Below are 25,313 nucleotides of genomic sequence, written 5' to 3'. Positions count from 1 at the left end.
CAGACTCCATCCCTCCGAAGGAGCCCACCATGAGCGACCCTAGTGTCGGCAATCACTTCCACGGCAACACCGTGATCGGCATCCAGAACACCGGCGGCACCATCCACAACGTCCAGGTCAATCAACAACGCGCGCAAGCTGGTACACGCACCAGCACGCAGGAAGCCGCCGCAGTCCTGGAGGAGCTCATCCGCCGGATCCAAGAGGCGCAGCACCGAGGCGAAATCGCCGCAGAAGACGCAGAAGACGCCGTCACGATCATCGCCAACGCGCCGGCTGATGCTGAGAATGAAGAGTCCCGCTCCAGGCTGATCCGATTGATCAAGCGCGCCGGGAACATCGTCAACGGATGTGCGAGCACGGTGAAAGCCGTGACTGCGGCCGCAGATGCGATCAAGGCGATCGGCCAATGACGCGGGCGTCGATGCATGCGGGGCCCAGTGGTGACCAGGCGATCGGGATCGACAACCAGGGCGGCGTGATCCACAACGTCAACCTCTATCAGCAGACGCCGAGCGACAACCCCGCCCGCAACCTTGAAGTCGGCATTGAGCTGCTGAGCGCAAATCTCCCGCGCCGCGCGGCGCACTTCCTGGCCGCCGCATACGAACATGGAGTGAAGTCGAATCGGCTGCTGCTCCACTGGGCGCTCGCGATCTTGAGTGGACGCTCTGACATCGATCTGTCGGGCGAGGAGGTGAACCAGCTTGAGCACTGCATCAATGCCGTCGACTACGACAGCGCAGACAAGTGGTCGCAAGGCATGGAAGTCGTAGCGGGTCTCTTGCAGGCGACTGTTCTGAGCCGGAATGACGGGCTCGACCAAGCCGGGATCGAGGAGATCCTCCGACGAGCGCAGCGGCTGGACGCCGACATCAGAAGCGATGTGCTGCTGCACCTCGACCGCATCGTGAGCGGTTCGCTGTTCGAGTACCTCTGGGCCGACCACAGCGATCACGTCGGGCGCCTTCGAAACGCCGGTAACCGAAAGAAGCGGGTCCCCAAGTTCTTCATTCAGGACCAGAGTCCGCCACGAATGCCTACGTCCACTCCGTATAGGCCCAAATCCGGAGCCAAGGGGAGAGCAGTCGGAGGATGCTCAATCGCGGCAGTCGCATCTTTGCTGGTGCTCACCGCCCACCCCAGTCTCGTGGCGAGCGCGGTACTTGTGGTGGTGTCCGCGGCGGCGGCCGCGCTCGTCGTCAACTTCGGCAAGCCCCTAGCGCTGCGCGCCAAACGCATCGATGATCTTCGCATTGAACTCCGAGGCATCGCGAGCGACACGAGATGGCCAGGGCTCGATCCCCGGCAGCTGGCTTTTCACGAAGCGTTCGCGAGGCTGCTCGCGGTCGCGTTCGAAACCCGCACGCCTACCGGATTCACTCCTGCACAATGGCTCGTCGCGAACGAGCACATACGGGGGACGATGGCCGCGAACGTCACGCGTCTCTACTGCGATGGAAGGACTCAGCCCGGTGAACTCCGCTGGCTGGCAGAGCATCTCGCGAAGACACAGGCCGGTCATATGCGAACCGGACTACTTTGGGATCCGCGATTCGGTGTGCCGGACGAGGACAGGGCGAGGCTTGGCGTGACCGCAGGAGCAGCCCTGTTCGCAGCGACAGGATTGTTCGGAGGTGTACCGACCGGGGCGGGCGGGGCCTTTGGAATCTTCTTCGCGGCCGTCGCCATCGCAGGCGGTTTGTGGCTGGCGCTTCCCGGCGTCATCGAGCTCGCGATCGGGCCGCACTACTACGCCGAACGCAGGAGACGAGCTGACGAAGCGTTCAGGCAGGCTTCGCAAACGTACTCCGAATGGGCCGATTGGCTGTTGGACAGACCCGAGGACACCGAAATGGCCCAGTGGCTCGCAGCCGATCTGAGCTGGCTTCGGATCGAGGCGATGAATGCACTGCGCCTAACTCATCAGGACGTGATCGCGCACTTCGCAATCACGGAGCCAGCGGATGATGCGCGGGCCGCACGTGTACCATTCGGGCCCACGCGGTATTCGTCCTATCGTCTCAGAATCTTCCTCCTCACCGAGAACGGCGTCAGGGTCTACGGGGTCGAGCTCGACTTCACCGATGGCTCTCATTTCTCCCCCACGAGGGACAACTTCCGCTATGACGTGATCGTGTCCGCAAGAGTCGTCGAGATCGGCGTCCGCTACGGCGAGAGTCGCCGCGCGATCGTGGACCTCGATCGGGCTCCGCACCAAGGGCCTCGGGATTTTACTCTCGCCCACGCGCTGAGCCTCAGGCTCCAGAAAGGGGAGCTGAAAATCCTCATCGGCGCGAACCGCAACCGAGACCTCGTCAACGGCGGGTTCGAGGACCCGGATTCTCTCTTGTCCATCGACATCGAGTCCTCTGGCATCGGCGAGGGGCTCCGTATCCTCCAGGCGGTCGCGGGGGAGGGCAAAGGCTGGATCGAGACCGAGCGAGCCCGTCAGCGCCAAGTCATCCTCAAGGAGCGCCGTCGCCCGTCTCGCATCGAGGCGCCACCCACAGCAAGATCTCTGGCATTGGAAGGGCCTGAATCTGCTGCGTAGTAGCCCCGGTGTGAGTCAATGCCTGACTCGCCCGGGTAAGGGAGGCAGGTGTCTGTCATGCGGCGTAATGTCGGGCGCCATCGAACAGTCGAGTCGGGCCGTCGATGGTGGCAGGAGAGACCAGGAGAATCAGCATGGCGCCGCAGCACCAGAACATCCAACCCTCGGGGCCGTTCACCGTACTCGCACAGGACCAGCAGGGACGGCCGGTCAAGATCATCATTCCCGCTGGGGTGGCAAGGCTGGCCAATTCCGTTGGACCGCACACTGCTCAGCCGACTGTCGTGCCCTCTCGCACCGTCATCGAACGCCTGGTTCTCCATGGTGTGATTCCAAACGGGGAGCCCTTCTGGTTCGTGTACCTCAACGGAAAACGTCGTAGCCCCATTCACCCATGGGCGCAAGCCAACCAGGCCTTGTGTCGGGCGACGTTCTACAACGATCGGGTGAATTGCCTCAAGTGGGATTCCGACGGGCAGCTCTACTCTGCGACAGGGCTCGCGCAGGATCTGACATCAATGGCGACAGGCAGGAGACCCAAATCCCTTGACGGCCCGCAATTCTGGGTGAACAGAGCCGGCCAGGACCTGGTGGAAATCGCAAAACAGCATAAGATCTGGCCGTGAAGGCCGCCGCCAGGACGCCCTGTCGGTGGCCGTCCGTCGGCTTCGAGGTCTGAACGAACGGAACCGGTGATCAGCAACGCGCCCGGCCCGGGTCGGTGTCCGCTCAAGGCCGGGTCGTACGCGCGAGCTGCCGCTCCCGCAACTCAGTGAACATCAGCTTTCGAGTCGGGGACTCCGCCAGGCCGTCGTAGAGGGCCGCGGTGGTCCGCGGAGCCGTCGACCCCGGAAATGCCGACGGCGATGATGTCGAGCACCTCATCAGCCGCCGCGGCCACGAGCTCGGTACCGGCGGTCTTGGCGCCGTTGGAGAAACCGCGCGCGATGTCGCCGTCCTCGATGACGCGGCGGGCCGCGCACGTGTGCATCCGACGCCCGTACCCGATGCCGTCGATCCACGAATAGACCATGATCACGAGCTGGTGCGCCGAGCGGTCCCAGAGCGGATCACCGTCAGGCAACGCCGACAACGTCGGCAGCGCTGCGAACGCACGAGCGCCGACCGGAGGGTGGCCGTAGCGTCGTCTAAAGAGAAATAGCTGTAGGCCATCCATGAACCGTATTCGGCCCACAAGCCGAACCCGCACCCGCAAGGCCCGCCAATCAAGACGATCGCAACACTGTAAAGGCCCGGACTGAACGGCCCGGGCCTTGCTGTCTTGCAGGAATAATCGAGGCGTACGGGAACCTATACCCGCAGGTCATAGCGTTGGGCACTCAACTGAAATTGCCAGGTCTACACGGCGCTGGGGCGTGACCAAAGCGCGGCGATAGGGGCGGCGAGCACTCGGTCGCCAAGAGTGAACGAGCGCGGGCCGGTGTGCAGCACCGCGCCCCCGAGGAATCGGTCGCCGAGCTCATCGCGAAGCCAGGCGAGATGCCGACCGTCCTTCGCCGTGACCGCCGATGAGGACTTGATCTCGAAGGCGAACACGCTGCCGTCGGGGTACTCGGCGAGAAGGTCCACCTCATGGAGCTGGTCGTTCGTGCGCAGGTGGTGGAGCACCGGATCTGACTCGCCCAAGCGGGCCTCGACGCGGAGTTGACTGGCGACGAAGGTGTCGAGTATCCGCCCGACCATGTCGGCGTCGCGGCGGAGGCCCTGGCGGTCCACTTGAAGGACGGCGGCCGCAATGGCCGGATCGATGACGTATCGCTTCGGCGTCTTCGCGAGGCGTTTCAGACGGTTGCTCCACCACGCAGGCACTTCCTCGACGAGCAGGAGGTTGCCGAGCAGGCGGTCGTACGCCTGCGCAGTCCTACTGTTGATACCCGCAGCCTCGTACAAGGTCTTCGCGACCGTGACCCCGGCAGTGTTGAGGCAAAGAGCGTGCAAGTACCGCCGCAGCTTGATCGGATCCCGTCCGCTGTCGACGAGTTCGGCATCCCGCGATACCACTTGATCGACGTATGCCCTGAGCCAACGGTTCCTTGCTGACGCGCTCGACGCCAGGACGGAATCCGGGTATCCACCTCGGATCGCGAAATCCAGATAGTCATTGAGGCCCAGCTCTGTCTTCGCCCCTCCCAGTGCGCCCTGAGGATCAGACCGCAGACGGTCGAACAGCGGAGCCAGGTCCGCAGCCCCCTCGATCTCCCTCTGGACGAGTCCGTACATCTCGACCCGGATCGCACGCCCTGTCAGCGGCCATCCCTCGGCTTCGAGATCCGAACGGACGGAACCGGTGATGAGGAACGCCCCCGGTCCGGGCCGCGTGTCGACCGCACGTTTCACAGCACCGAGAACCTCCGGAGCCACCTGCCACTCGTCCAGCAGCACCGGCCGGTCCGCATCAAGGGCACCTTCAGGATCGGCGCGCACGACCGCCGCCTCAGCTTCGCGGTCGAGTTGGACCACAGTCCGCGCATGGCGCCGAGCCGTGGTCGTCTTGCCGCATGCCCGCGGTCCGACGATGAGTACGGCCGGAAATGCCTCCATGACCTCGTCGACCAGGTGGTCTGCGATGCGTGCAATATAATTGCTGTTCATGGTGGCACAATACCAAGATTCTGGGCTTCTCAATACCAAGATTATCGGCATGTTGATACCAATTTTCTCAGCATCGTCGACTGCTGGCCACAAGACGACTTGAGACGCTGCTACCGTTGTTCTGGTTCGCCTCCCCTCTGTAATCAAAGGAACTCGATGCAGCGGTGACCGACTCCAGTTCCCTCGGCTTCGGCCTCGATGCGGTCGGCCTTGACGACCGCCTGCTGCTCTTCAGTTTCGCGACCGCTCCGGAACGGCAGGACTACCTTTGGGTGCTGCGCGCCGTCGACATGGCGCGCGCCAGCTACCAGGTGGTCCTCTCCACCGACGCGGTCGCGAAATCTCTTGACGCGCTTGCTGAGCAGGACGACGCATGCCCACGTCCGGAAACGATCGAACTCGCCTCCCGCCTCGACGCACTCGTGGCCTGGCGGGTCCTCGACCGGACCCAGGACGCCACCCGCGCTGCGACACTGGCCGAGTTCCGCCGCAGACACTCGGTCTACCAGTTCACCGAAGCCGGCCACCGCGCTTACACCGCTGTCGAATCGGTTCTCGGCGCGCGGATGGACGACACTTCCCTCTCGAAGACCGTGTTCGCCGACCTGCTCGACGACCTCCGAGAACTCGCCACGGCCAACCGCGACGGCGACGGGCCGACGGTGCTGCGGCGGTTTAGGCGTATCGACCAGTCGCTCGCAGACGTCGCCGAACGTGCGGCCCGCTTCTACACGATGCTCGGCGACCTCACCCGCACCACCGAAGTGAACGCCGAGATCTTCCAAACCCATAAAGACGCGCTCATCACGCATCTGCGCGATTTCCACAACGAGCTTCAGCGCTACTCGCCCCTGCTCTACGAAGCCGCGACCGCCGTCGAGGCCGCAGGTATCGACCGCCTCGTCGAAGCCGCCGCCGAACAGGACGACCGCCCCTTCGGCACCTACGCCGCCCGCCTCGCCGACTGGGCCCGCCGCTGGGAAGGCGTCAAGGCCTGGCTCGCACCGCCGTCCGTGGAACTCGGCAGTGAGGTCGACCGGCTCTCGCACGCCACATTCAACGCGATCGCCGATATCACCGGCATGGTCCGCCAACTCGCCGACGCCCGGCGCGGCGGCGTCAGCCGCGAATCCCAACTGCGGCACCTTGCCGGCTGGTTCGCCAGCGCTCCCACCATGGACGCTGCACACGCCCTGTTCGACGTGGCCTTCGACTTGAGCGGCCCGAGGCACGTCAACCGAACGTACGACGAACCCGAGGTCCATGCCACCGCCGCCTCCTGGTGGGACACCGACGCCATCGAACTCTCCAAGACCCTGCTCGAAACCGGGCGCTCGAACGCCAACCGCGACACCCGCGGAGCAAAGGTCAAGCGCGACGAGACCGAGCGCCGCAGAATGCGCGAGCACCAGGCGGCTATGGCCCGCAGAGAGACCGAGTCCGCACTGGCGATGGCGGATGAGGCACGGGAGGACCTGGCCCGTGCGGTGCTCGACGAGCGCCAGTTCGCCCTGCTCCTGAGCCTGCTCGACAAGGCCCTCGCCCAGCGGCGCGGACCGCTCGTCCGGCCCGTCTCAGCGGTCGCCCACGGCATCAAGGTGACCGTGTCGCCCTCCGACCATGACACCACCGTGACCGCCAAGACCGGCACGCTGCGCCTTGCCGGGCTCGCACTCGCGGTCGAGCGGACGGAGACGCGCCGGTGAACCGATACGCCGAGGACATCGTCGACTACCAGCTCGCCGACTACCAGCAGGCGGCCCGGGCACTCCTGAAGCACCCCTTCATCTCCCGTGCATTCCCGGACGAGAAGACCATCGGCCGCATCCGGCGCTTCTCCGCGACGCTCGCACTCGACATGCGCGAAGCGTTCGGCTACCAGCTGATCATCCGAGGTGACACCGCTCGCCTGCTCCGCGTCAAGGACCGCCTCGACCCGACCCAGCCTGCCCTCACCCGCACCGGTCGCCGGTTCGGCCGCCGACAGTACGCCTACCTCGCTCTCCTCACGGCCTTGCTAGCCCGCACGGGTATCCAAACCACGGTCCGCGACCTCGCCGGTCTCCTAAAAGCCGACGCCAACCGCATCGTTGGCCTCGGCTTCGACGACGACAACCACGAACAGCGGCGAGCGTTCGTCGACACGGTGTCCTGGCTGGAGGAGCGCGGTGTCCTCCACACTGCGGACGGCTCCTCCGACGCGTGGCTGTCCGACCCCGATTCGCACGACGCCCTCTACGACGTCGACCGTGACGCTCTCTTCGCGCTGTGGCGTTCGCGCGTCATGCTCCAGACCGTCGACGGCGTGCGTGAACTCTTCGGCGAACGAGTCGCCTCAGATTCGGAGTCGGTGCTCCGCGAGCGCGCAGGGCAAGCCGCCAGGCGCGCTCTCGTCGAGTCGCCCGTGGCCTATTTCGCCGAGCACCCCGAACCCGTCGTCAACTTCCTGCGTGGCCGCCCAATCGCCGACGACCTTGAACGTTTGACCGGTCTGGTCTTCGAACGCCGCCGTGAAGGCGTCCTCCTGGTCGACACCGCCAGACTCAGCGTTGAAGCGTTTCCTCGAGAAGGCGCGGTCGCGAACGCCGCCCTGCTCGTCCTCGTCGCCGCCTGCGACCTCCACATCGACCCCGACCGTGACACGTCCGAACGCGACCTGCCTGTTCGGCGCAATGCAGCACTGGAACGAGCAATCGATGAGGCGATCCCGGTCGAGACCAGATTCGCCGTCGACCCCGACGCCGCCCCCGCAGCGCCGCCTGCGGAACTGGAAACCATCGTCACGCGCCCATATCTGGACGACCGGCAACTCCACGACGAGTTCATCGACATCATGCAGCGCCACCCCAAGAACTTCGGCCGCGACCACCACGCGGCCCCGATGCGACTCCTGGCCGACGCCCTCGACCTCCTGGAGCGGTTCCGTCTCGTCCGCCGTGTCGAAGGCGGCATCGTGCTGGAGCCGCTGGCGGGCCGCTACCGGGACACCGTCTTCCGCAACCGCTCTCGTGACCAATGAAAGGCCCGGACATGGCACGCTTCGCACCCACGAGGGCCGGCATCATCGGGCTCTGGGACTACGCCGACGAGGAGTTCGTCTTCGCCGACGGCTGGCTGGTCTGGCGCGGCCCTAACGGCTCGGGCAAGACCAAGGCGCTCGAATCCCTGTTCCCGTTCCTGTTCGACGGGAACATCTCTCCCCGGCGCCTCAACCCTTTCGCGTCCATAGACCGCACCATGAAGTCGAACCTCCTCTTCCGCGGCAAGGAGAACGGGCTCGGCTACGTCTGGATGGAGTTCTACGACGGCGAGCGGCACCTCACCATCGGGATCGGGCTGCGCGCCAACAAGTTCCAGGACGCCGTCAAGCGCTGGCATTTCGTGGTCGAAGGCCGGGTCGGCGTCGACTTCGGTCTCATCACGACCGACGATCGGGTCTGCAACCGCAAGGAGCTCATCGCCCAGCTCCCCGAAGGGGCGGTAACGGACCAGGTCCGCGACTACCGCGACCGCGTGAACACCGCCCTGTTCAGTCTCGATCCCGAACGCTACGAGCAGATGATCGAGCTCATCCTGACGCTGCGCAGGCCACAGCTCGCCAAGGAGCTCGACCCTGAGACCCTGTCCGACACCCTTTCGGCGGGGCTGCGCCCGATCGACGAGAAGCTCATCGCCGAGGCGGCGAAGTCCTTCGAAGACATGGAGGAAGTCGCCCGCACGCTCGCGAGCCTCCGCTCGGCCGACGAGCAGATCGAACGGTTCCTCACGCTCTACGGCACCTACGTCAGGGCCCACGCGAAGCTCGCCGTCGTCGCGGTCGACGCCCGACTCGGCGCCGTCGACGATGCACTCCGCGAAGAGGCCGAGGCGGCGCAGCAGGTCAAGGACGCTCAGCGGGAACTCGCCGAACGCGAAGCCGGAGCCGAGTTCGCCGCCGAGCAGCTGAGCGAACTTCAAGGGACGCTCGAAGGCCTCAAAGATTCCGACGCCTACCGCGACAGGCTCGAACTGGAGGACCTGCGAAAGACGGTGGACGCCCTGCGGGACCAGGCTGAGACCCTGGCCGGTCAGGCTGCCGACAGGCAGGTCGACGCGGAGGAAGCACAGGCCGAAGTCGACGGGCTGGAGGAGGATGTCGAGCGCGCGGCCGCAGATGTCGCGCGCCAGGACACGGCCGTGGCCGCCTGCGCCGAACGGGCCGGGATGCCCTGGGAGCCAGAGCACGACCCCGATCGGCTCCGGCAGCGCGCGGGCGCGTCCATCGCCCAGCGTCGCTCCGACATCCGGGAAGTTGAGACGGCAGCTGCGAACAGCGACGCGGCCGATGCGAGAAGGGGCCGAGCCGAGACCGAGACGGGCAGGGCCACCGAAGCGCTCGACACCGCGGTCGCGGCGCTCGGAACCGCCCATACGGCGGTGAACACCGAACGGGAAGCCCTGGAGGGTCGCGTACGCGAGTGGGCGCGGGCCGCCGCAGAGGCGCTCGGCGTCGACCTGAAAGCCGAAGCCCCCGACTGGGTCGCCGAGGCCGACGCCGAAACCGCACCGACGCTCCGGGACCTCGCGATCGACCGCACCCGCAGCCACCGCAAGTCCGTCGAGGATCGCAAGCACCACGCCTCAGTCGAACTCGCCGGAGTCCGGCAGGCTGTCGGGAAGAAGCAGGCCGAGGCCGAAGCGGTCCGAGGCGAGCACGACGACGCCCCGAAACCGCCCGGATGGAGGGACGGCTCCCGCCCCGACCGCGCGGGTGTGCCGCTGTGGCAGGCGGTCCGATTCAAAGAGGGCGTGGACGATGCCGAGGCCGCGGCGATCGAGGCCGCACTTGAGGCCGCGGGCCTCCTGGACGCCTGGATCGGCGAAGCGGCCGACGCCTCGGACTCGGCCGTGCGGGCACTGCCCGTAGTTCAGCGTCCCGCCGCACCGGTCCTCGCCGATTACCTTGAATGCGAAGACGAGGCCGCGAAAGCCGCGGTCGGTCCCGTGCTCGACTCCATTGCCGTCCGTCCGACCGCCGATGTCGCCGCCTACTCCGCCGTAGGGGTGAACGGACAGTTCGCGCATGGCTCTCTGGAGGGCCGGGCCCGCAAGTCCGCTCCCGAGTACATCGGTGCGACGGCCCGGCAGCGGCGCAGGGAGCAGCGGCTCCGCGAACTCGACACCGAGATCGGCGAGTTGAACGGCAACGCCGATGCGCTTCAAGGCCGGATCGGCGACTGCGACACCGCGCTCAGTGCACTCGACCGGGCGCTCAGGTCGATGCCGTCGGTGAGGGACCTGGTCAAAGCCTTCAACGATGTCGCCTCCCGAGAACTGGTCGTCGCCGAGCGCAGGGGAGACCTCGACGGTGCCCAGGCCGAGCTCAACGATGCCGTCTCCGCCCAGCTCGCCGCCGTCCAGCACTTGGCGGAGGCCGAGCGAGCCTGCGCGCTCGTTCGCTCGGACATCGAGAGAGTGGGCAACGCGGTGTCCGACTTCAAGATCGAGGTCAACAACCTGAGCGCCGCCCTCAAATCCCGGACCGGTCTCGAAACCCGACTCGGCACCCAGCGCGGCAGAGCGTCCAGAATCCTGCAGTCGGTGACCGAAGTCACCTCCAAAGCCACTGAAGCGCAAGAGAAATGGAAGACCGAGAACGCGCGCTTGCAATCCATCCAGCAGAGTCTCGGCGCGGAAGCCGCAGACATCTTCGACCGCATCAAGGACACCGGCCTCAAGATCGAGCGCGCCGAAACCGCGGTGAAGAGCACCGCTAAGCGCCACGCGGACGCGGTGAAGGCGGAAGGCCGCGCCGAGCAGAAGGCGGAGGGCGCCGCGGAGAAGAGCCGTACTGCGATCGGTGAGGCCCGCGCGGCGAGCTTCGCCCTGCGCCCGTTCTGCGAGGTCGACCTGCTGGCCATCCTGGGCTGCACCGGGCACCGCTGGCCCGCTGCGGACGAGGACCCCGGCGCTGCGGTGCTGCCTGCCGCCATCGCCGAACTCCTGGACGACCTGCGCCGCGCCGTGCAGCCCGTCCAGGCCAGCGAGAACAGCGCCAAGGGGACCACCACGCGCGTCAACAACGCCCTTCAGGAGATCATGGCGCAGCTCCCGGCGACCGGGCTCGACCATCACGTCCGCTGGGACTCCCCGTTCGGCGTGATCACCGTCGAAGTCGACACCGACGAGGGCCGCCGCCCCATCGGCCGCTACGCCTCCTGGCTGCACGAGCAGCACCTGGAGCAGGCGCAACTGCTGACCGAGCGGGAGCAGCACGTCCTCGAGGACGCGCTCCTCACGTCCCTCACCGGCCAGATCCACCACCGTGTCCTCGAATCCAAGGACCTCGTCGAGAAGATGGACGACGCGATGCGCACGCGGAAGACCTCCTCCGGACTACGTCTGACGGTCTCATGGCGGCTCGACGAGAACCTCCCGCAGGCCGAGCGCGCCCTCTACGCGCTCTTCGACGGCGCCCCCGCCCGCCTCTCGACCCAGATGGGGGAGATCCGCAAGTACTTCGCCGACAAGATCAAGCAGGAACGTGCCCGATCGAAGGCCGAGACGACCTACCGCGAACTCCTCGCCGACGTCCTGGACTACCGCAAATGGCGCAAGTTCAAGTTCACGCTCCTGCGTGCCGGAGGCGCCCGCCAGGAACTCACCAAGAAAGCGCACTCGGGCCTCTCCGGCGGCGAGCAGTCGGTCGCCTTGCACCTGCCGCTGTTCGCCGCCGCGAACGCCGTCTTCGGCTCCGCCGCAGCCCACGCACCACGCCTGATCGGCCTCGACGAAGCCTTCGCCGGCGTCGACGACAAGGGCTGCGGCGAGCTGATGAGCCTCGCGGCCGAGTTCGACCTGCACCTGGTCATGACCGGCTACGACCTGTGGGCGACCTACCCCGACGTGCGCGGGTCCGCCCACTACACGCTCGGCCACGACGAGGCGACCGCCGTCGTCTCCTCGCTCCTCATGGTGTGGAACGGGGCCGAGCAGTCAGAGGTCTACGACTTCGACGGCTCCCTTGCCGAAGCACTCGGCTCGCCCGGTACTCGGCAGGTGACCGCTCATGGGTGAACTCGGCCCCGAGTGGCACCGAATCCTGAAGGCCGCGGCCGCCGCGATGGAACGCGAGAGCGTGACGTTCTCGCTCTCGGAACCCGACACCGCCGAACGGCACCTCATCAGCGGTATCACCGGTAGGCACCGCCAAGCAGCGGCCAAGACGATCAGGCTCCCCCTCGCCGATCTCGACTCCTACATCCAGCTCGCCTTCGCGAAGGACCTCACCGCCTTGATCCGCGGCGAACTCGGCATAGAGATCGGAGCGGCCCGCCGTCGCCGCACCGAACGAGCTGCGGTCATCGACAGGATCACCGCCGAAGCTTCTGCATCCCCTCTCTCCGAACACGAGTGGTTCCATAACTGGCTCACCGCACTTCGCGCGAACGGCGTCCTCGCCGAACTCGCGGGCGCCGGCACCGACCTCCGCCCGCTCATCGAAGTCCTCGAAGCTCTGCCCGCCGCCGACGAGCCGCTTCCCGTCATCAGCGAACGCCTCCTCAGCGACACCAAAGCCCTCGCCTCGGGCCGCTCCCGCACCATGCTGCTGCGCGCCCTGGCCGCCTGGCGTGGCGTAGAGAATCCGGTCGACTCCGAGTCCGAGCGCGAACTCCTCGAATGGGCCGGGATCGTCTCCGACGACATCGCCAGCCAGGTCCTGGTGCTCAACCTCCCAGTCGAGGGCGGCCCCGTTGGCGAGTGGATGCGCGCCGCACGCGGCATCCCGTTCCGCCTCACACTTCAGCAGCTTCGGCGTGAACCCGTTTTTGTGACCGCCCCGCTCATCCACATCGTCGAGAACCCCTCGATCATCCGAGCCGCCGCCGACGCACTCGGTGCCGCTTGTCCGCCCCTGGTGTGCTCCGAAGGCGTCCCGTCCGCGGCGCTCTACCGCCTTCTCGGAACCGCACCAGACGCCCGTATCCGCTGGCGCGCTGATTTCGACTGGACCGGCTTGCGCATCGTCCGCCGTGGCCTGGAACGCTTCCCGAACGCCGAACCCTGGCGCATGTCCACCACCGATTACCGCATCGGAGCCCCTGGTATCGCCCTGCGCGGCAACCGCACCGAATCTCCATGGGACCCCGGCCTGAGCCCTGTCATGGAGATTCGGGGCACCGCGGTCATGGAGGAAAGTCTGCTACCAGTCCTGCTGAGCGACATGCGAAACGGTGATCCCGCCTCAGCTTTGCAGTGACCCGACCGCCTCATTCGGGGGATTGCGTATCGTCACCGCGTTGCTACGATATGAGATCTCGTGCTCCTCGCCCCTGGAGGAATCCCATGGCGGTCAACCAGATCCACGTCGACCACATCCGCCGGTACCTTGATGCGAAACTCGGCCCGCACATAAACGTCGACGATATCGCGCACTTCCCCGACCAGCGTCTCAGTGAATCCCGTCGCAGCCGCTCCCTCGCCGCTCTCGCGGTCCAGTACCTCACCCAGTGCTCTGAGACCGACGCCGCTATGAGCGTCATCGACGGCCAGGACGACAACGGCATCGACGCCATCGCATTCGACATCGACGCCGCGCACCTCTACCTGGTCCAGGCCAAATGGAGCGAGCAGGGCAAGGCGAGCCTCACGCTTGACGCCGCCGGGAAGATCAACGAGGGCCTGCGGCTCATCACCGAGCACCGCCACGAAATCTTCAACGCCCGATACCAGGAGCTGCGCGAGTTCGTCGAGTCTGTGGTCAACGAACCGCGCTTCAAAGTCACCATCACGTTCGTCCTCATGGGCGACTCGAACATCGACTCCAAGGCCGCCCGTCCCATCACCGACACCGCCGCCGACCTCAATGCCGTCCACGACTGCGCCCGCGTCACCTACCTCCGCCTGCCAGACATCCACCGCCTCGTCGTCGACGGCATCCACAGCCGCCCGGTCGACCTCAAGGTCCGCATCGAGAACAGCGCACGGGTTGACCACCCTCACCTCGCCTACTACGGGTGCGCGGCCGCCGACGAGATCGCCACCTGGTACGAGCAGCACGGTGACCGTCTGTTCGACAAGAACCTCCGCGACGCCCTCCCCGGCAGCGCGGTCAACGCCGGCATCCAACGGACCCTCGACGCCGAACCTGAGAACTTCTGGTACTTCAACAACGGCATCACCGTGCTGTGCTCCAAGATCGAACGTTCCGGCCACGGGGCCCTCCGCAACTCCGGCCCTGCCGACCTCCTCCTCGAAGGCGCGTCCGTCGTCAACGGTGCCCAAACTGTCTCGACCATGTGGAAAGCCGTCCGATCGAATCCTGAGAGCGCGGGCACCGCCATGGTCTGGATCCGCGCCATCCAGCTCGAAGACGACCGTTTCGCAGAACGCGTCACAGAGACCAACAACACCCAGAACGCTGTCGACCTCCGCGACTTCGCCGCCCAGGACCAGACCCAGCGCCGTCTCCGCGACGACTTCAAGTCCCTTGACCTCAACTACATCATCAAGCGTGGCGACCACCGTGACCTCGACCCCGAAAAGGGACTCACGATCGAGGACGCCACGATCGCGCTCGCGGCGGCCGCCCGTGACACTGATGTCGTCGTCGACGCCCACCTGGACCCAAACAAGCTCTGGCAGCGCGAGGACGGCGGACGCTACAACCAGCTCTTCCCCTCCCGCATCAAGGAGATCCGCATCTGGCGCACAGTCCGCCTTTACCGGCTGGCCGGCCGACGGATCGAAGAGCGGAAAGCGGGCTTCGAGAAGCGGGCGCGGGGCTTCGCGACCAACCTCGGCCACCTCGTCATCCACGCAGTACTACAGGCCCTCATCGACGACCGAATCGAGAACCCCGACAAGGCCTGGGAACGCGAGGTGCTGCCGCGCGTCCGCGACATCACCGACCGAGCTCTGGACTTCCTGATCGACGAGGCCGACCGTCGCTTCGGCAACTACTTCCCGGCCTCGCTCGCGAACCACTACGAGAAATGCCGCGACCTCGCACGCGCGGCCGCCGCCTACCTCGCCACGGACGCGCCCGCCCCCAAACTCCCCGACGAATACCTCGGCAACGTCACGAAGGCGAAGAACGAGAACGCCGTCCGCACCATCTACAGCTATGAGGCCATCGAGCCCGGCACCCGCGTCGATTTCCGCGCCCGCAGCGACCGCGAGGCCAAGCTCCTCAACCCCTGGCTCAGCGCCGACCCGACTCGCCGCTTCGCCACCTGGGAGCACGCCAAGTCCAAGGCGCTCAGGTGGGAGTACGACGGCCAGTTGTACGCCGCGACGGGCCTAGTTGACAAGATCTGGTTCGAGGCGACCGGCAAGAAGCGGTCCGCGGTCCAGGGCACCCTCTACTGGTTCGTGGCCGAACGGGGCTCCCTCGTCGACATCGCCGACCAGATCCGCAAGGACCTCGACGACTCCTGAACCGGCCTACGACCCCGGCTGCTCCTCGAACAGCTGCACCGCCGCTTCGAGTATCCGCGCCGCCCGGTTTTCGTATGCGAGCCAGTCCAGATGACCAGGCTGCGCCACGAACGATGGTTCGGAACGCCCGCCGAAGACGACGGTGCCGATCCGGTGCGGCTCGATGTCGCGGAAACTCGTCAGCATCGTGCCGGAGAGCACCGACCACACCAGTTCCACCACCCGCTCGTCGACCTCGAAGCACCCCAGAGGGACCATGCATGATGTCGCCGAGGAGGAACGGACCGGCCGCCGCGGGTCAGCAGTGCGAGCGGCGGCGGCCGGCCCCGCCGGAAGGCGGTCGTGTCGAGCGTTCAAACGACGGCCTCTCCGGCGTTCGGGCGGCAGCGAGGACACCAGGCTCGGTCGTGGAGGTGACGGCCCGGTGTGTAATGCCACCCGGCCGCCTCCGCCCGGCGCGCCATCTCCCCATACCCGGAGGCCAGGAGATGGACGACGCTCGAGCAGAGGCAGCAGGACACCGCGACACGACGCCGGGACCCCACCAAGTCCGGGCCGTCGACGGTGTCGGAGTGAGGCTTCTCGAAGACGACGGCCCGATACCCGCCGCTCGGCTGGTTCGACGCGGCCGCGGAGGCGGGAGGAACCGTCACCTCGGCCGCCGCGGCCGCGTCTGGGGGAGCGGACGGCGCGCCGTGGCCGTCGTCCCCGGATCCGCCATCGCCACCATCGACGGCGGAGGTCATGAGTTGCGGAAGCCGAAGTGCGAAAACGCTGCGTGACAGGAGATCTGCGAACTCGCTCACGGCCAGACCCTTTCGCCGCGGAACCCGTCCCGATCACGAGCGACTTCGAACTGCTCATCGATCGCCGCGAAGACCAGGCCTTTGATCTCCTGCTTCCACTCGGCCGGGTTCGACGACCAGAGGCGCCCCTGCCATCGCATGAGCCGCCGAGACGGTTCCAGTGGCCAGCAGACCACCGCGATCTCCGGGCCCTCGTCGTGGTGCAGGCGGACGGCGACGCGGTGGCCTCCGACGCTGGCGCGGAGGACGAAGGTCGTGCCCGCGGTGTTCAGGATCTCGCCGAACACCCGCCCGGGCTCAAGCGGTGGCCGCTCGCCTCGTGTCATCCCGCACGCTCCTCGAAGCCGACGATTAGTCGCTAATGGATGGACACCATCGGTGGTGTTCCAATGCGACAAGCTTAAGAGCAGTGCAAACGCACGGACAAGGATTGATTCTGGCGAGCGAGTTCGTCGGACTCGTCAGATTCGCAAGAGGAGTGGACAGAACGGACCGGCTGTTTTGTCCGCAGCGAATGTCCCGACGAACGCTCGGGAATCGGTCGAGCGGAGCGGTTACTCCTGGCCGGGCCCGGCGCGCCGGGCATCTTCGACGAGCACGCCGAGATCGAGCTCGCCGTCTCGGACACCGCCGACGAACGCTTCCCACTCCTCGGGGGTGTAGATCAGGATCGTGCCGTCAGGCGCGTCGGCGCGGCGCATGGCTACGAGACCGTCTGCGGCGAAGCCGATCTCAAGTTCACCGGGGGTGCCGTCGTCGGCGTCGGGTCGGACCCAGCGGGCTGCGTCGAGGTCGAACCGCCCCTTGAGGGGGTGCTCCCGAATCGGCTCGCTCATGCAGATCCTTCCGTTGCCTGTCGGGGGATGCGATCGGCGGCGGACAGTGGTCCCCGCCGCCGAATCGCTCGATGGTGCTGGTTCTTGGTGAACGGCGGCCCTCTTGCCTCCACGCAGGGCCGTCACGGCCACTACTGCCCCGAGGCGTCCTTCACCCACTCCAGCAGGCCGCGGTAGCTGCCCGCGCTGATCGTGAGGATGGGGCGATGGTCGGGCAGCTTGCTGTCGGACACCTGCGGGGTCTCCCCGTTGAGGCGAACCTCGACGCACTGATTATCCTGGTTGTTGCCGCTGCGGCTGGACTTGCGCCACGGCCCGATTTCGGTCATTTCAGGAAGTCCTCCATTGCGATCGAGTGGCCTGACGCCACCTTGAGTGCATCGATGAAGAACTTACCTCGCGTCGAGTGCGCCGAGACGAACCCTGAACCTCGTGGCGACTCAACGTGAATTACGGCTTCTTCGCCGCCGTCATACTCCATCAGGTTGAGCCCCCACCGCTGCAACTCATACAGGCCAGCCGAGAAGGGGATCACTCGGACATCAACGAAGGGTAGGGCCGCGGTTTTGCGAAGGTCCGCGATGATTTCGGTCTTCTCCGGGCCGAGGTCGAGAGTCAGCGCGGCTTCGCCCATGACGATGAGCGCGGGTCGCTCTGATTCGATCCAGCGCTGACGCCGCTCCATGCGGAACTCCAGACGTCCATCCCAGTCGGGATCCTCTCCGACATTGACTTTCGTAGTTCCTTTGATCAGTCGATAGTAGGCAGCGCCCTGGATGAGCGACGGAATCAGGGAGAACGAATGGAATGCCAGGTAAGTGGCATTGTCCTCGCACTGCTGGTAGAACCACCCGTTGTCGTCCAACGCGCTTGCGTACTCGCGACACCAATCGTTGGCTCTGGCCGCCTTGACGAGGTTCGCCATGTGATCGGTGAGAGCGGGCGGGGTCCGGTAGAAGTTCGCCAGCGCGAGCACCGTCCCGAGCTTGACTCCGCGATACCGACCAGACTCCAAGCGCCCCAGCGTCTTCGCCGAGCAGATGTCGCGCGGGATCTCGGTCTTGTCGTAGCCGCGAGGGTAGTACTCCCTCGGCCGGGTCCGCTCGGAGATGAGTTGACGGGCCAGTTCCATGAGCGGGGGCGGACCGGGAATCTCTTCGTCGCTTTCCGTCATGGGCAGGAATTGTAGATAGGGTGAGTAGGTCGTTACAAGATCATCCGAGGCGTCGCACGAGTGTCGGAATGTGTCAGATATCCGACTCGTTTCGAGTTCCCTTGTGCTGGTTGAAGATCCAACCACACGTTCGTGGTGACGCTCGCCACGGAGTACGGGCGTTGTCGCCGAGTATTTGGTACCCCCGACCCGCGTCGGATCGGATATTCTGGTCGGCTGCACTCCTCATCGCGGAAAGGACGAACGTGGACGAGAAGCTCGCCGGACTCGCTCGCCGATCGACCAACTTCGGACGCCTCTACCCCCTCTCTGAGCTGCTCGCCCTCTACGGCGCCCAAGCCGAGGCGACCGTCTACGAGCATCCCAACCTGTCGCTCACCCAGTCCGGCAAGTTCGGCGAGACCCTCGCCGAGATGCTCGTGATGCGCTTCGGCCTGCGTGTGCCCGGTGACCGCCAGATCGACCGAATCCGCACCCTCGCCAAGTTCGGGGCGCTCCTTCCCGAGATCGAGAAGGACTTCCACTTCCTCCGCACCGAGCGCAACGAGGTCGCCCACGAACACGTCTTCGAGGTGGCCCGGGCCCTGCAAGCCGTGCAGGTGTGTCACAAGCTCGGGCTCTGGTACCACGACGCGATCAACAACAAGCGAACCGCCGAGGCGTTCGTCCCGCCCTCACCGCACAGCCCGTTCCTGCGCGAACCGTCCGAGATGTCGGACCAGGTCACCGAGATGCTCGTGGCCTTCCGCGACACACTCGCCGAAGCCGAGACGCGGCTCGGCGAATCCGCCGACCGGCTCGAAGCCGAGCGGATCGCGCGGCAGCGGGCGGAGAAACTCATGTCCTCCGCGGTCCAGGTCCAGGACGAGATGCGGCAGCGGCTCGAAGCGCTCAGCGAGCAGGTCGCGCGACTCAGCGTCCAGCACGACCACGTGTACGCCGCCGCTGCGCAGCGCCCCGCCAAACCCGACCCGCGCGACCGCGACGCCATCGTCCACCGGTTGCGCCGCGAGCGCCCGCGCAACGAGGTCGAATCCCGACGCGAGATCGACAAGCTCCTGGAAGCGGCCGGCTGGGTGCTCCAGGACTTCGCCGACTGCAACCCGGGCGCGGGCATCGGCGTCGCGGTCCGTGAGTTCCCGCTCGTCAACGGGCGTGCCGACTACGTGCTCTACGTTAACGGCTCCATCGTTGGCGTCATCGAGGCCAAACGCGAAGGCGAATCGCTCGCTTCCGCTGCGGCGCAGAACGACCGCTACGCCAAGGGCGTCCGCAAGGACCGTCAGCTCGCTGCCTGGAACCGCGAGGAGCCCTTCGCCTTCCGATATGCGACCACCGGTGCCGAGACCTGGTTCGTCAACCGGCTCGACCCTGAGCCGCGCTCGCGCGAAGTCTTCGCCTTCCACAAGCCCGACACCGTCGCACGCTGGATGCGCGAAGCCGAAGAGCACCCCGAGACGCCGACGTTCCGGGCCGCGCTCCGCGCGCTCCCCGAGCTCGAAGAAGGCGGCTTCCGCCCGGCCCAGATCGATGCGATCCACGGCCTCGAACGCTCCCTGGCCGCGGACAAGCCGAGGGCACTCATCCAGATGGCGACGGGTGCCGGCAAGACCTACATGGGCGCCGCAGAGACCTATCGGCTCCTCAAACACGCTCGGGCCAAGCGCGTACTGTTCCTCGTCGACCGCAACAACCTTGGACGCCAGGCCGAGTTCGAGTTCAACCACTACATCGCGCCCGATGACGGCCGCAGGCTCGAAGACCTCTACGGCATCGACCGTCTCGGCCCCGCCGGATTGCAGGAGACCTCCTCGGTGGTCATCTGCACGATCCAGCGCATGTACGCGCTGCTTCGAGGCGAGCATCTGGAGGACAGCCTCGACGCCGACGAGAGCGAGGATGGCTACGACCGCGACAGGCCGGTCGAGGTCGGGTATAACCCCGCGGTGCCGATCGAGTCGTTCGACCTGATCATGATCGACGAGTGCCACCGCTCGATCTATGGGCTGTGGCGTGGCGTGCTCGAATACTTCGACGCCCACCTCGTCGGCCTCACCGCGACTCCGACGCTTCAGACGCTCGGGTTCTTCTCCAAGAACCTGGTCAGCGAGTACACCTACCCCCAGTCGGTCGCTGACGGCGTGAACGTCGACTTCGACATCCTCAAGCTCCGCACCAGCCTCCGCCGCGACGGCAGCGCCACGATCGAGGCCGGCGAGACCGTCGAAGTCCGCGACCGCGCAACCCGGCACCGGCGCTACGAGCAGCTTGAGCAGGACCTCACCTACACCACGAGAGAAGTCGGCCGAGGCGTCGAGAACGTCGACGAGATCCGCCAGGTGCTCACCTACTACCGCGACCACTGGCGCGAATGGTTCCCCGGCCGCGCTGAACTCCCTAAGACCCTGATCTTCGCTGTCAGCGACCCCCACGCGGATTCCGTCATCGCCCAGGTCAAGGAGGTATTCGAGCGAGGCGACGACTTCGCCAAGAAGATCACGTACAAGACCCGCCAGGCCGGCGACGACCCGAATCAGCTCATCCGCGACTTCCGGACCTCCCCGACCCTGCGGATCGCCTGCACCGTCGACATGATCGCCACCGGCACCGACATCCGCGCCCTTGAATGCGTGATCTTCATGCGCGACACCGCCAGCGCGGTTTTGTTCGAGCAGATGAAGGGCCGCGGCGCCCGCACGATCAACCCGGTCGAACTCCAGGCGGTCACACCCGGGGCCGACGAGAACGTCCGCAAGAGCAAGTTCCTGCTCATCGACGCCATCGGCGTCACCGACCATCCCCTCAACGACGCCAAACCCCTCGTCCCGGCCGGGCCCAAGCAGGTCTCCCTGAAGAAGCTCCTTGAACGCACCGCCACGAAGTCGATCGACCTCGACCAGGCGGAAATGCTCGCCGGACGCCTCGCCCGGCTCGAACAGCAGCTCACCGACGACGAACGGCGAATCCTCGAACACACCTCAGGCGGGATGAGCCTCAGTCGAATCGCGGGAAGCATCGTCGCCGCGGTCGACGCCGATGCCCAGGAGAAGGCGAAACAGAAGGTGATCAACCAGGGCGGCGACGAGCGCTCCGCTGAACGAGCCGCCCGCGAACTCATCGTCAAGGCGATCGAACCCCTGACGACCAATCCGCAACTCCGCCGCGAGATCCTCGACATCCGCCGCAACAAGGACTACGTGATCGACAGCCTCACCGACGTGAGGATCATCGGCACCGAGACTCTGACCGCCGAAGAGCGCTCGCGTGAGATCGTCGGGAGCTGGCACGAGTTCCTGGAGCAGAACCGTGACGAGATCACCGCCATCGAAATCGCTATGAACCACCCGGGCCGCATGGCTCCCACCGAGGTGTACGCGGAGCTCGAAGCGCTGGCCGCTATGATCGGTCGGCCGCAGCGCGCTTGGACCCCGGACTACCTCTGGGACTGCTACGAGCGGCTCGGCAAGGCGGCGGAGCACCCCGGCAGGGGGGCCGGCATCCCGGACTTGATCACCTTGATCAGGTACGAACTCGGTGCCGACACCGAGCTGAAGCCGTATCAGGAAGTCGTGCAGGAACACTTCGCAGGCTGGCTGCTCAGGCAGAAGCAAGCAGGTGTGACCTTCACCGAGGACCAAATGTGGTGGCTGGAACGAGTCTGCGAGGTCGTGGCAAGCGACGTGGGTATTGAGGCCAAACTCATCAACGAGGAACCCTTCCGCGAACGCGGAGGCGGCCGAGGCTTCAAACGAGCGATGGCACAGGTCTACCCCGACCGCGAAGCCCTCGACCTACTAACCGAGCTGAACAGGGAGCTAGCGTGACAGAAGCCGAACTACCCCCTGGTTGGGTTCGCGCTAGCCTGGGCGAAATTGGTGTCGAGGCGCAGCCTGGGTTCGCTAGTGGTCGACATAATCAGAATGCTGATGGCGTGATCCACCTGCGACCCATGAACATCAGTCGTGGTGGAAAGCTTGACTTCGCAATTTCCAAGTATGTGCAGGACAACTCCGATCGCCGAGTCGGTGATGGCGATGTTTTGTTCAACAATACGAACAGTCCCGAGCTTGTTGGAAAGACGGCCTTGGTTCGCACTGCTCGGCCACTCGCGTACTCCAACCACATGACGAGATTGCGCCCGCCCTCATTTCTACTTCCTTCATATTTGGCATACCAGCTTCATAATCTCTGGAGTGCCGGATACTTCCGATCGGTGCTGAACAATCACGTAAATCAGGCGAGCGTGGCGACTAAGACGCTTCTTGAGACGCCAATTGCGCTTCCCCCGTTGGCCGAGCAAGAGCGTATAGTCGACGCCCTCGACGGCCAACTCTCCCGTCTCGATGCGGCTGTTGAAGGACTTCAACGAGCCAAGCATGGCGCTTCACAGCTGCGCAGATCCATGGAACATCAGGGAATCACGGGCCAGCTCTCCGGACCTGCCAACGGAGACCGACCAGTCCAGGAATTGCTCGACGAAATCGCCCATGTGCTGATGAGCTCGGGCTCCAAGCGCCGAAAGTATGATACGGACGAACCTCCGATTGAAGAGCCTAGCTACCCGAGTCATTGGGCAGTGAGACCGCTTGGTTCACTGTGCGCTCGCATTGAATACGGTACCTCAGCGAAGACTTGCGATGAAGAGTCGGACAGTGTGCCGGTCTTGCGTATGGGGAACATTCAAGGTGGCCGAATTGATCGCTCCGTGTTGAAGTACCTTCCGCGCGATCATCCGGATGTGGGGAAGCTACTTCTTAAAGAGGGAGACCTCCTGTTCAACAGAACCAATAGCGCTGAGCTGGTTGGAAAATCGGCGGTTTACCATTCCGATCTTGGCCCGATGACCTTTGCTTCCTACCTCATCCGCTGCAGGCTCGCCGCTGGCGTGGAGCCCGAATGGGTGAATCTGTTCATCAATAGTCCGACTGGGCGCCGGTATATAGGATCAGTGGCATCTCAGCAGGTCGGTCAAGCCAACGTCAACGGTACGAAGCTCGCGAATTTCCCCATTCCAGTACCTCCTCATGAGGAGCAGCTGCGGATTCTGGGTGTAGTCGAGGAGTGGGAGACCACCGTCGGACACGCGATCAGCACCGCGAACCAAGCGATGAGGCAGTCTGAGCGCCTCCGGCAGGGGCTGCTGAAGTCGGCCTTCTCAGGTGATTTGGTACCTCATGACTCAACTGATGAGCCCGCCGCCGCTCTCCTCGATCGCAATAGGGTTGAGCGAGCAGCTCAACCGAGGCCCAAGCGCGGGCGGGTCTCCAAGAAGACGTCGGCGGCCAGCGCCCGATCCGCCCCTTCCGTTTCGTTGAAGGCTGCCGGTACATTCGTTCAAGAGGAGTTGGGACTGTGAACATCGAGCACCCGCAAGAGGCGGCACAGACCGACACGCTGGTCCGCAAACTCATCAACTATCGCGATGTCCTGCGCGACAACGGCCTCTCCACCATCGACTACGTTGAGCAGCTCTCGTACCTCCTCTTCCTCAAGATGGTCCATGAGCAGGCCGAAGACGGCCTGACACAAGAGGAGTCCCGACCGGTCGTCCCGGACGAATACAACTGGAACTCCCTCTACACCAAGAAGGGTGCCGCCCTCGAAGAGCACTACCGGACCGTGCTCACCGAACTCGGCAAAGAGTCAGGCACCACCCTCGGCACGATTTTTGCCAAGGCCCAGAACAAGATCACCGAGCCAGCGCTCCTCGAGAAGCTCGTCGTCGACCTCATTGGCAAAGAGGACTGGACCATCCACGGCACCGACCTCAAAGGCGACGCCTACGAAGGTCTGCTCGCCAAAGGCGCCGAGGACACCAAGACCGGTGCGGGCCAGTACTTCACGCCCCGGCCGCTCATCGACGCGATGGTCGAGGTCATGCAGCCCCGCCCCGAGGACACCATCATGGACCCGGCCTGTGGGACCGGCGGATTCCTCATCGCCGCTCGCTCCTACATCCGCGAGCGCCACCGGAACCTGCCACCCCACCTGCGACTCAACACCACCAAACGCCGTATCTGGGGCACCGAACTCGTCCCCGGCGCCGCCCGTCTCGCTGCGATGAACATGCTTCTGCACGGTATCGGCGACCCCGACGGCCCCAGTCTCATTGACGTCAAAGACGCATTGGCTGAAAAGCCGAAGCAGTACGCCTCGCTGATTCTCGCGAACCCGCCGTTCGGCAAGAAGTCCTCGATCACCGTCATCGGCACCGACGGCAAGACCGAGGCCCAGGACATGAGCTACGACCGCGAGGACTTCCGGGTCACCACCACCAACAAGCAGCTCAACTTCTTGCAGCACATCATGGCCTCGCTCGACATGAACGGCCGCGCCGCCGTCGTCCTTCCGGACAACGTCCTCTTCGAAGGCGGTGCAGGCGAGAAGATCCGCGACCGCCTGCTCAAGGAGTTCGACCTCCACACCATCCTGCGGCTGCCGACTGGCCTCTTCTACGCAAACGGCGTCAAGGCCAACGTGCTCTTCTTCGAGAAGCACCCGCACCAGCTCGACGGCAAGCCGAACACCTCCAAAGTCTGGATTTACGACTTCCGCACCGGCCAGCACTTCACCCAGAAGCAGCGGCCCCTGCGACGCTCGGACCTCCAGGACTTCGTCGAGTGCTATGGGGCGGGCAAGCCGATCTCGGCACGCACCGAGACCGAACGCTTCAAGTGCTTCGACTTCGAGGACCTGATCGCCCGCGACAAGGTCAACCTCGACATCACCTTCATGAAGGACCCGTCGCTCGAAGACGCCGACAGCCTTCTGCCCCCAGCCCAGATCGCCCGCGAGATCGTCGAGGACCTCCAAGCCGCCCTCGCCGAGTTCGCCGCCATCGCCGAAGCCCTCGACACAGAAGTGCTTCCGGAGCCGGCGGGAACTCAAGAGGCCGAAGACTGACCACAATG

General features: G+C 65.4%; 18 protein-coding genes. 11 read left to right on the top strand and 7 right to left on the bottom strand.

The genetic code is table 11. From position 1 onward, the window contains the following. Positions 1–29 precede the first annotated feature (29 nt). From WA640_RS23720 to WA640_RS23710, 3 genes are all read left to right on the top strand, one after another. Positions 30–413 (top strand): hypothetical protein, encoded by a 384-nt coding sequence (locus tag WA640_RS23720; protein WP_335991031.1) that lies wholly within the window; start codon positions 30–32, stop codon positions 411–413. After that, a complete protein-coding gene (locus WA640_RS23715; protein WP_335991030.1) occupies positions 410–2,554 on the top strand; it encodes a hypothetical protein in 2,145 nt (714 codons plus the stop codon). Before WA640_RS23720 ends, WA640_RS23715 begins: the two co-directional genes overlap by 4 nt. A gap of 134 nt (positions 2,555–2,688) precedes the next feature. Then, positions 2,689–3,180, top strand: coding sequence for a hypothetical protein (locus WA640_RS23710; protein ID WP_335991029.1), 492 nt, complete (start codon positions 2,689–2,691; stop codon positions 3,178–3,180). 143 nt (positions 3,181–3,323) lie between these two features. On the opposite strand, the gene WA640_RS23705 is transcribed toward WA640_RS23710, so the two are convergent. Both WA640_RS23705 and WA640_RS23700 read right to left on the bottom strand, forming a co-directional pair. Further along, complete coding sequence (locus WA640_RS23705; RefSeq protein ID WP_335991027.1) at positions 3,324–3,731, bottom strand: hypothetical protein; 408 nt, start codon at positions 3,729–3,731, stop codon at positions 3,324–3,326. A 182-nt stretch (positions 3,732–3,913) separates the two neighbouring features. After that, on the bottom strand, positions 3,914–5,167 hold the full coding sequence (locus WA640_RS23700) for an ATP-binding protein (protein WP_335991026.1): 1,254 nt from the start codon (positions 5,165–5,167) through the stop codon (positions 3,914–3,916). A 164-nt stretch (positions 5,168–5,331) separates the two neighbouring features. Here WA640_RS23700 and WA640_RS23695 point away from each other — a divergent pair, with 164 nt between their 5' ends. The 5 genes from WA640_RS23695 to WA640_RS23675 all read left to right on the top strand — a co-directional run bounded on the left by WA640_RS23695 (position 5,332) and on the right by WA640_RS23675 (position 15,586). Then, complete coding sequence (locus tag WA640_RS23695; RefSeq protein WP_335991025.1) at positions 5,332–6,873, top strand: TIGR02677 family protein; 1,542 nt, start codon at positions 5,332–5,334, stop codon at positions 6,871–6,873. Beyond that, positions 6,870–8,186 carry a DUF2398 family protein gene (locus WA640_RS23690; protein WP_335991023.1) on the top strand — a complete coding sequence of 439 codons (1,317 nt, stop codon included), beginning with the start codon at positions 6,870–6,872 and terminating at the stop codon, positions 8,184–8,186. Before WA640_RS23695 ends, WA640_RS23690 begins: the two co-directional genes overlap by 4 nt. A gap of 11 nt (positions 8,187–8,197) precedes the next feature. Continuing rightward, positions 8,198–12,223 carry a TIGR02680 family protein gene (locus WA640_RS23685; RefSeq protein WP_335991022.1) on the top strand — a complete coding sequence of 1,342 codons (4,026 nt, stop codon included), beginning with the start codon at positions 8,198–8,200 and terminating at the stop codon, positions 12,221–12,223. Next, a complete protein-coding gene (locus WA640_RS23680; RefSeq protein ID WP_335991020.1) occupies positions 12,216–13,406 on the top strand; it encodes a TIGR02679 family protein in 1,191 nt (396 codons plus the stop codon). The genes WA640_RS23685 and WA640_RS23680 overlap by 8 nt, the downstream gene beginning before the upstream one ends. An 86-nt stretch (positions 13,407–13,492) precedes the next feature. Further along, positions 13,493–15,586, top strand: coding sequence for an AIPR family protein (locus WA640_RS23675; RefSeq protein WP_335991018.1), 2,094 nt, complete (start codon positions 13,493–13,495; stop codon positions 15,584–15,586). Positions 15,587–15,592: 6 nt separating this feature from the next. On the opposite strand, the gene WA640_RS23670 is transcribed toward WA640_RS23675, so the two are convergent. The 5 genes from WA640_RS23670 to WA640_RS23650 all read right to left on the bottom strand — a co-directional run bounded on the left by WA640_RS23670 (position 15,593) and on the right by WA640_RS23650 (position 18,402). Continuing rightward, on the bottom strand, positions 15,593–15,805 hold the full coding sequence (locus WA640_RS23670) for a hypothetical protein (RefSeq protein WP_335991017.1): 213 nt from the start codon (positions 15,803–15,805) through the stop codon (positions 15,593–15,595). 583 nt (positions 15,806–16,388) lie between these two features. Beyond that, a complete protein-coding gene (locus WA640_RS23665; protein WP_335991015.1) occupies positions 16,389–16,718 on the bottom strand; it encodes a hypothetical protein in 330 nt (109 codons plus the stop codon). Positions 16,719–16,946: 228 nt separating this feature from the next. Beyond that, a complete protein-coding gene (locus tag WA640_RS23660) occupies positions 16,947–17,228 on the bottom strand; it encodes a DUF397 domain-containing protein (protein ID WP_335991013.1) in 282 nt (93 codons plus the stop codon). 131 nt (positions 17,229–17,359) lie between these two features. Next, positions 17,360–17,557, bottom strand: coding sequence for a DUF397 domain-containing protein (locus WA640_RS23655; protein WP_335991012.1), 198 nt, complete (start codon positions 17,555–17,557; stop codon positions 17,360–17,362). Then, a complete protein-coding gene (locus tag WA640_RS23650; RefSeq protein WP_335991010.1) occupies positions 17,554–18,402 on the bottom strand; it encodes a Scr1 family TA system antitoxin-like transcriptional regulator in 849 nt (282 codons plus the stop codon). The genes WA640_RS23655 and WA640_RS23650 overlap by 4 nt, the downstream gene beginning before the upstream one ends. A gap of 245 nt (positions 18,403–18,647) precedes the next feature. Here WA640_RS23650 and WA640_RS23645 point away from each other — a divergent pair, with 245 nt between their 5' ends. The 3 genes from WA640_RS23645 to WA640_RS23635 are packed head-to-tail and all read left to right on the top strand — an operon-like array spanning position 18,648 to position 25,305. Continuing rightward, positions 18,648–22,226, top strand: a complete 3,579-nt coding sequence (locus tag WA640_RS23645) for a type I restriction endonuclease subunit R (protein WP_335991007.1) — start codon at positions 18,648–18,650, stop codon at positions 22,224–22,226. Beyond that, positions 22,223–23,758 (top strand): restriction endonuclease subunit S, encoded by a 1,536-nt coding sequence (locus WA640_RS23640; protein WP_335991006.1) that lies wholly within the window; start codon positions 22,223–22,225, stop codon positions 23,756–23,758. The genes WA640_RS23645 and WA640_RS23640 overlap by 4 nt, the downstream gene beginning before the upstream one ends. Further along, complete coding sequence (locus WA640_RS23635; RefSeq protein WP_335991005.1) at positions 23,755–25,305, top strand: class I SAM-dependent DNA methyltransferase; 1,551 nt, start codon at positions 23,755–23,757, stop codon at positions 25,303–25,305. Before WA640_RS23640 ends, WA640_RS23635 begins: the two co-directional genes overlap by 4 nt. The last annotated feature ends 8 nt before the right edge of the window (positions 25,306–25,313 follow it).

It is taken from the genome of Glycomyces sp. MUSA5-2 (assembly GCF_037034145.1).
In the GTDB taxonomy this organism is placed as follows: domain Bacteria; phylum Actinomycetota; class Actinomycetes; order Mycobacteriales; family Micromonosporaceae; genus Glycomyces; species Glycomyces artemisiae.
Note: the sequence above shows the minus strand (reverse complement) of the source record. Positions and strands in the feature narration are given on the sequence as shown.

Coding starts and splice junctions, on each gene's coding strand:
- WA640_RS23720 (WP_335991031.1), top strand. CDS start 30: ATGAGCGACCCTAGTGTCGGCAATCACTTCCACGGCAACACCGTGATC.
- WA640_RS23715 (WP_335991030.1), top strand. CDS start 410: ATGACGCGGGCGTCGATGCATGCGGGGCCCAGTGGTGACCAGGCGATC.
- WA640_RS23710 (WP_335991029.1), top strand. CDS start 2,689: ATGGCGCCGCAGCACCAGAACATCCAACCCTCGGGGCCGTTCACCGTA.
- WA640_RS23705 (WP_335991027.1), bottom strand. CDS start 3,731: ATGGATGGCCTACAGCTATTTCTCTTTAGACGACGCTACGGCCACCCT.
- WA640_RS23700 (WP_335991026.1), bottom strand. CDS start 5,167: ATGAACAGCAATTATATTGCACGCATCGCAGACCACCTGGTCGACGAG.
- WA640_RS23685 (WP_335991022.1), top strand. CDS start 8,198: ATGGCACGCTTCGCACCCACGAGGGCCGGCATCATCGGGCTCTGGGAC.
- WA640_RS23680 (WP_335991020.1), top strand. CDS start 12,216: ATGGGTGAACTCGGCCCCGAGTGGCACCGAATCCTGAAGGCCGCGGCC.
- WA640_RS23675 (WP_335991018.1), top strand. CDS start 13,493: ATGGCGGTCAACCAGATCCACGTCGACCACATCCGCCGGTACCTTGAT.
- WA640_RS23665 (WP_335991015.1), bottom strand. CDS start 16,718: ATGACACGAGGCGAGCGGCCACCGCTTGAGCCCGGGCGGGTGTTCGGC.
- WA640_RS23660 (WP_335991013.1), bottom strand. CDS start 17,228: ATGAGCGAGCCGATTCGGGAGCACCCCCTCAAGGGGCGGTTCGACCTC.
- WA640_RS23655 (WP_335991012.1), bottom strand. CDS start 17,557: ATGACCGAAATCGGGCCGTGGCGCAAGTCCAGCCGCAGCGGCAACAAC.
- WA640_RS23650 (WP_335991010.1), bottom strand. CDS start 18,402: ATGACGGAAAGCGACGAAGAGATTCCCGGTCCGCCCCCGCTCATGGAA.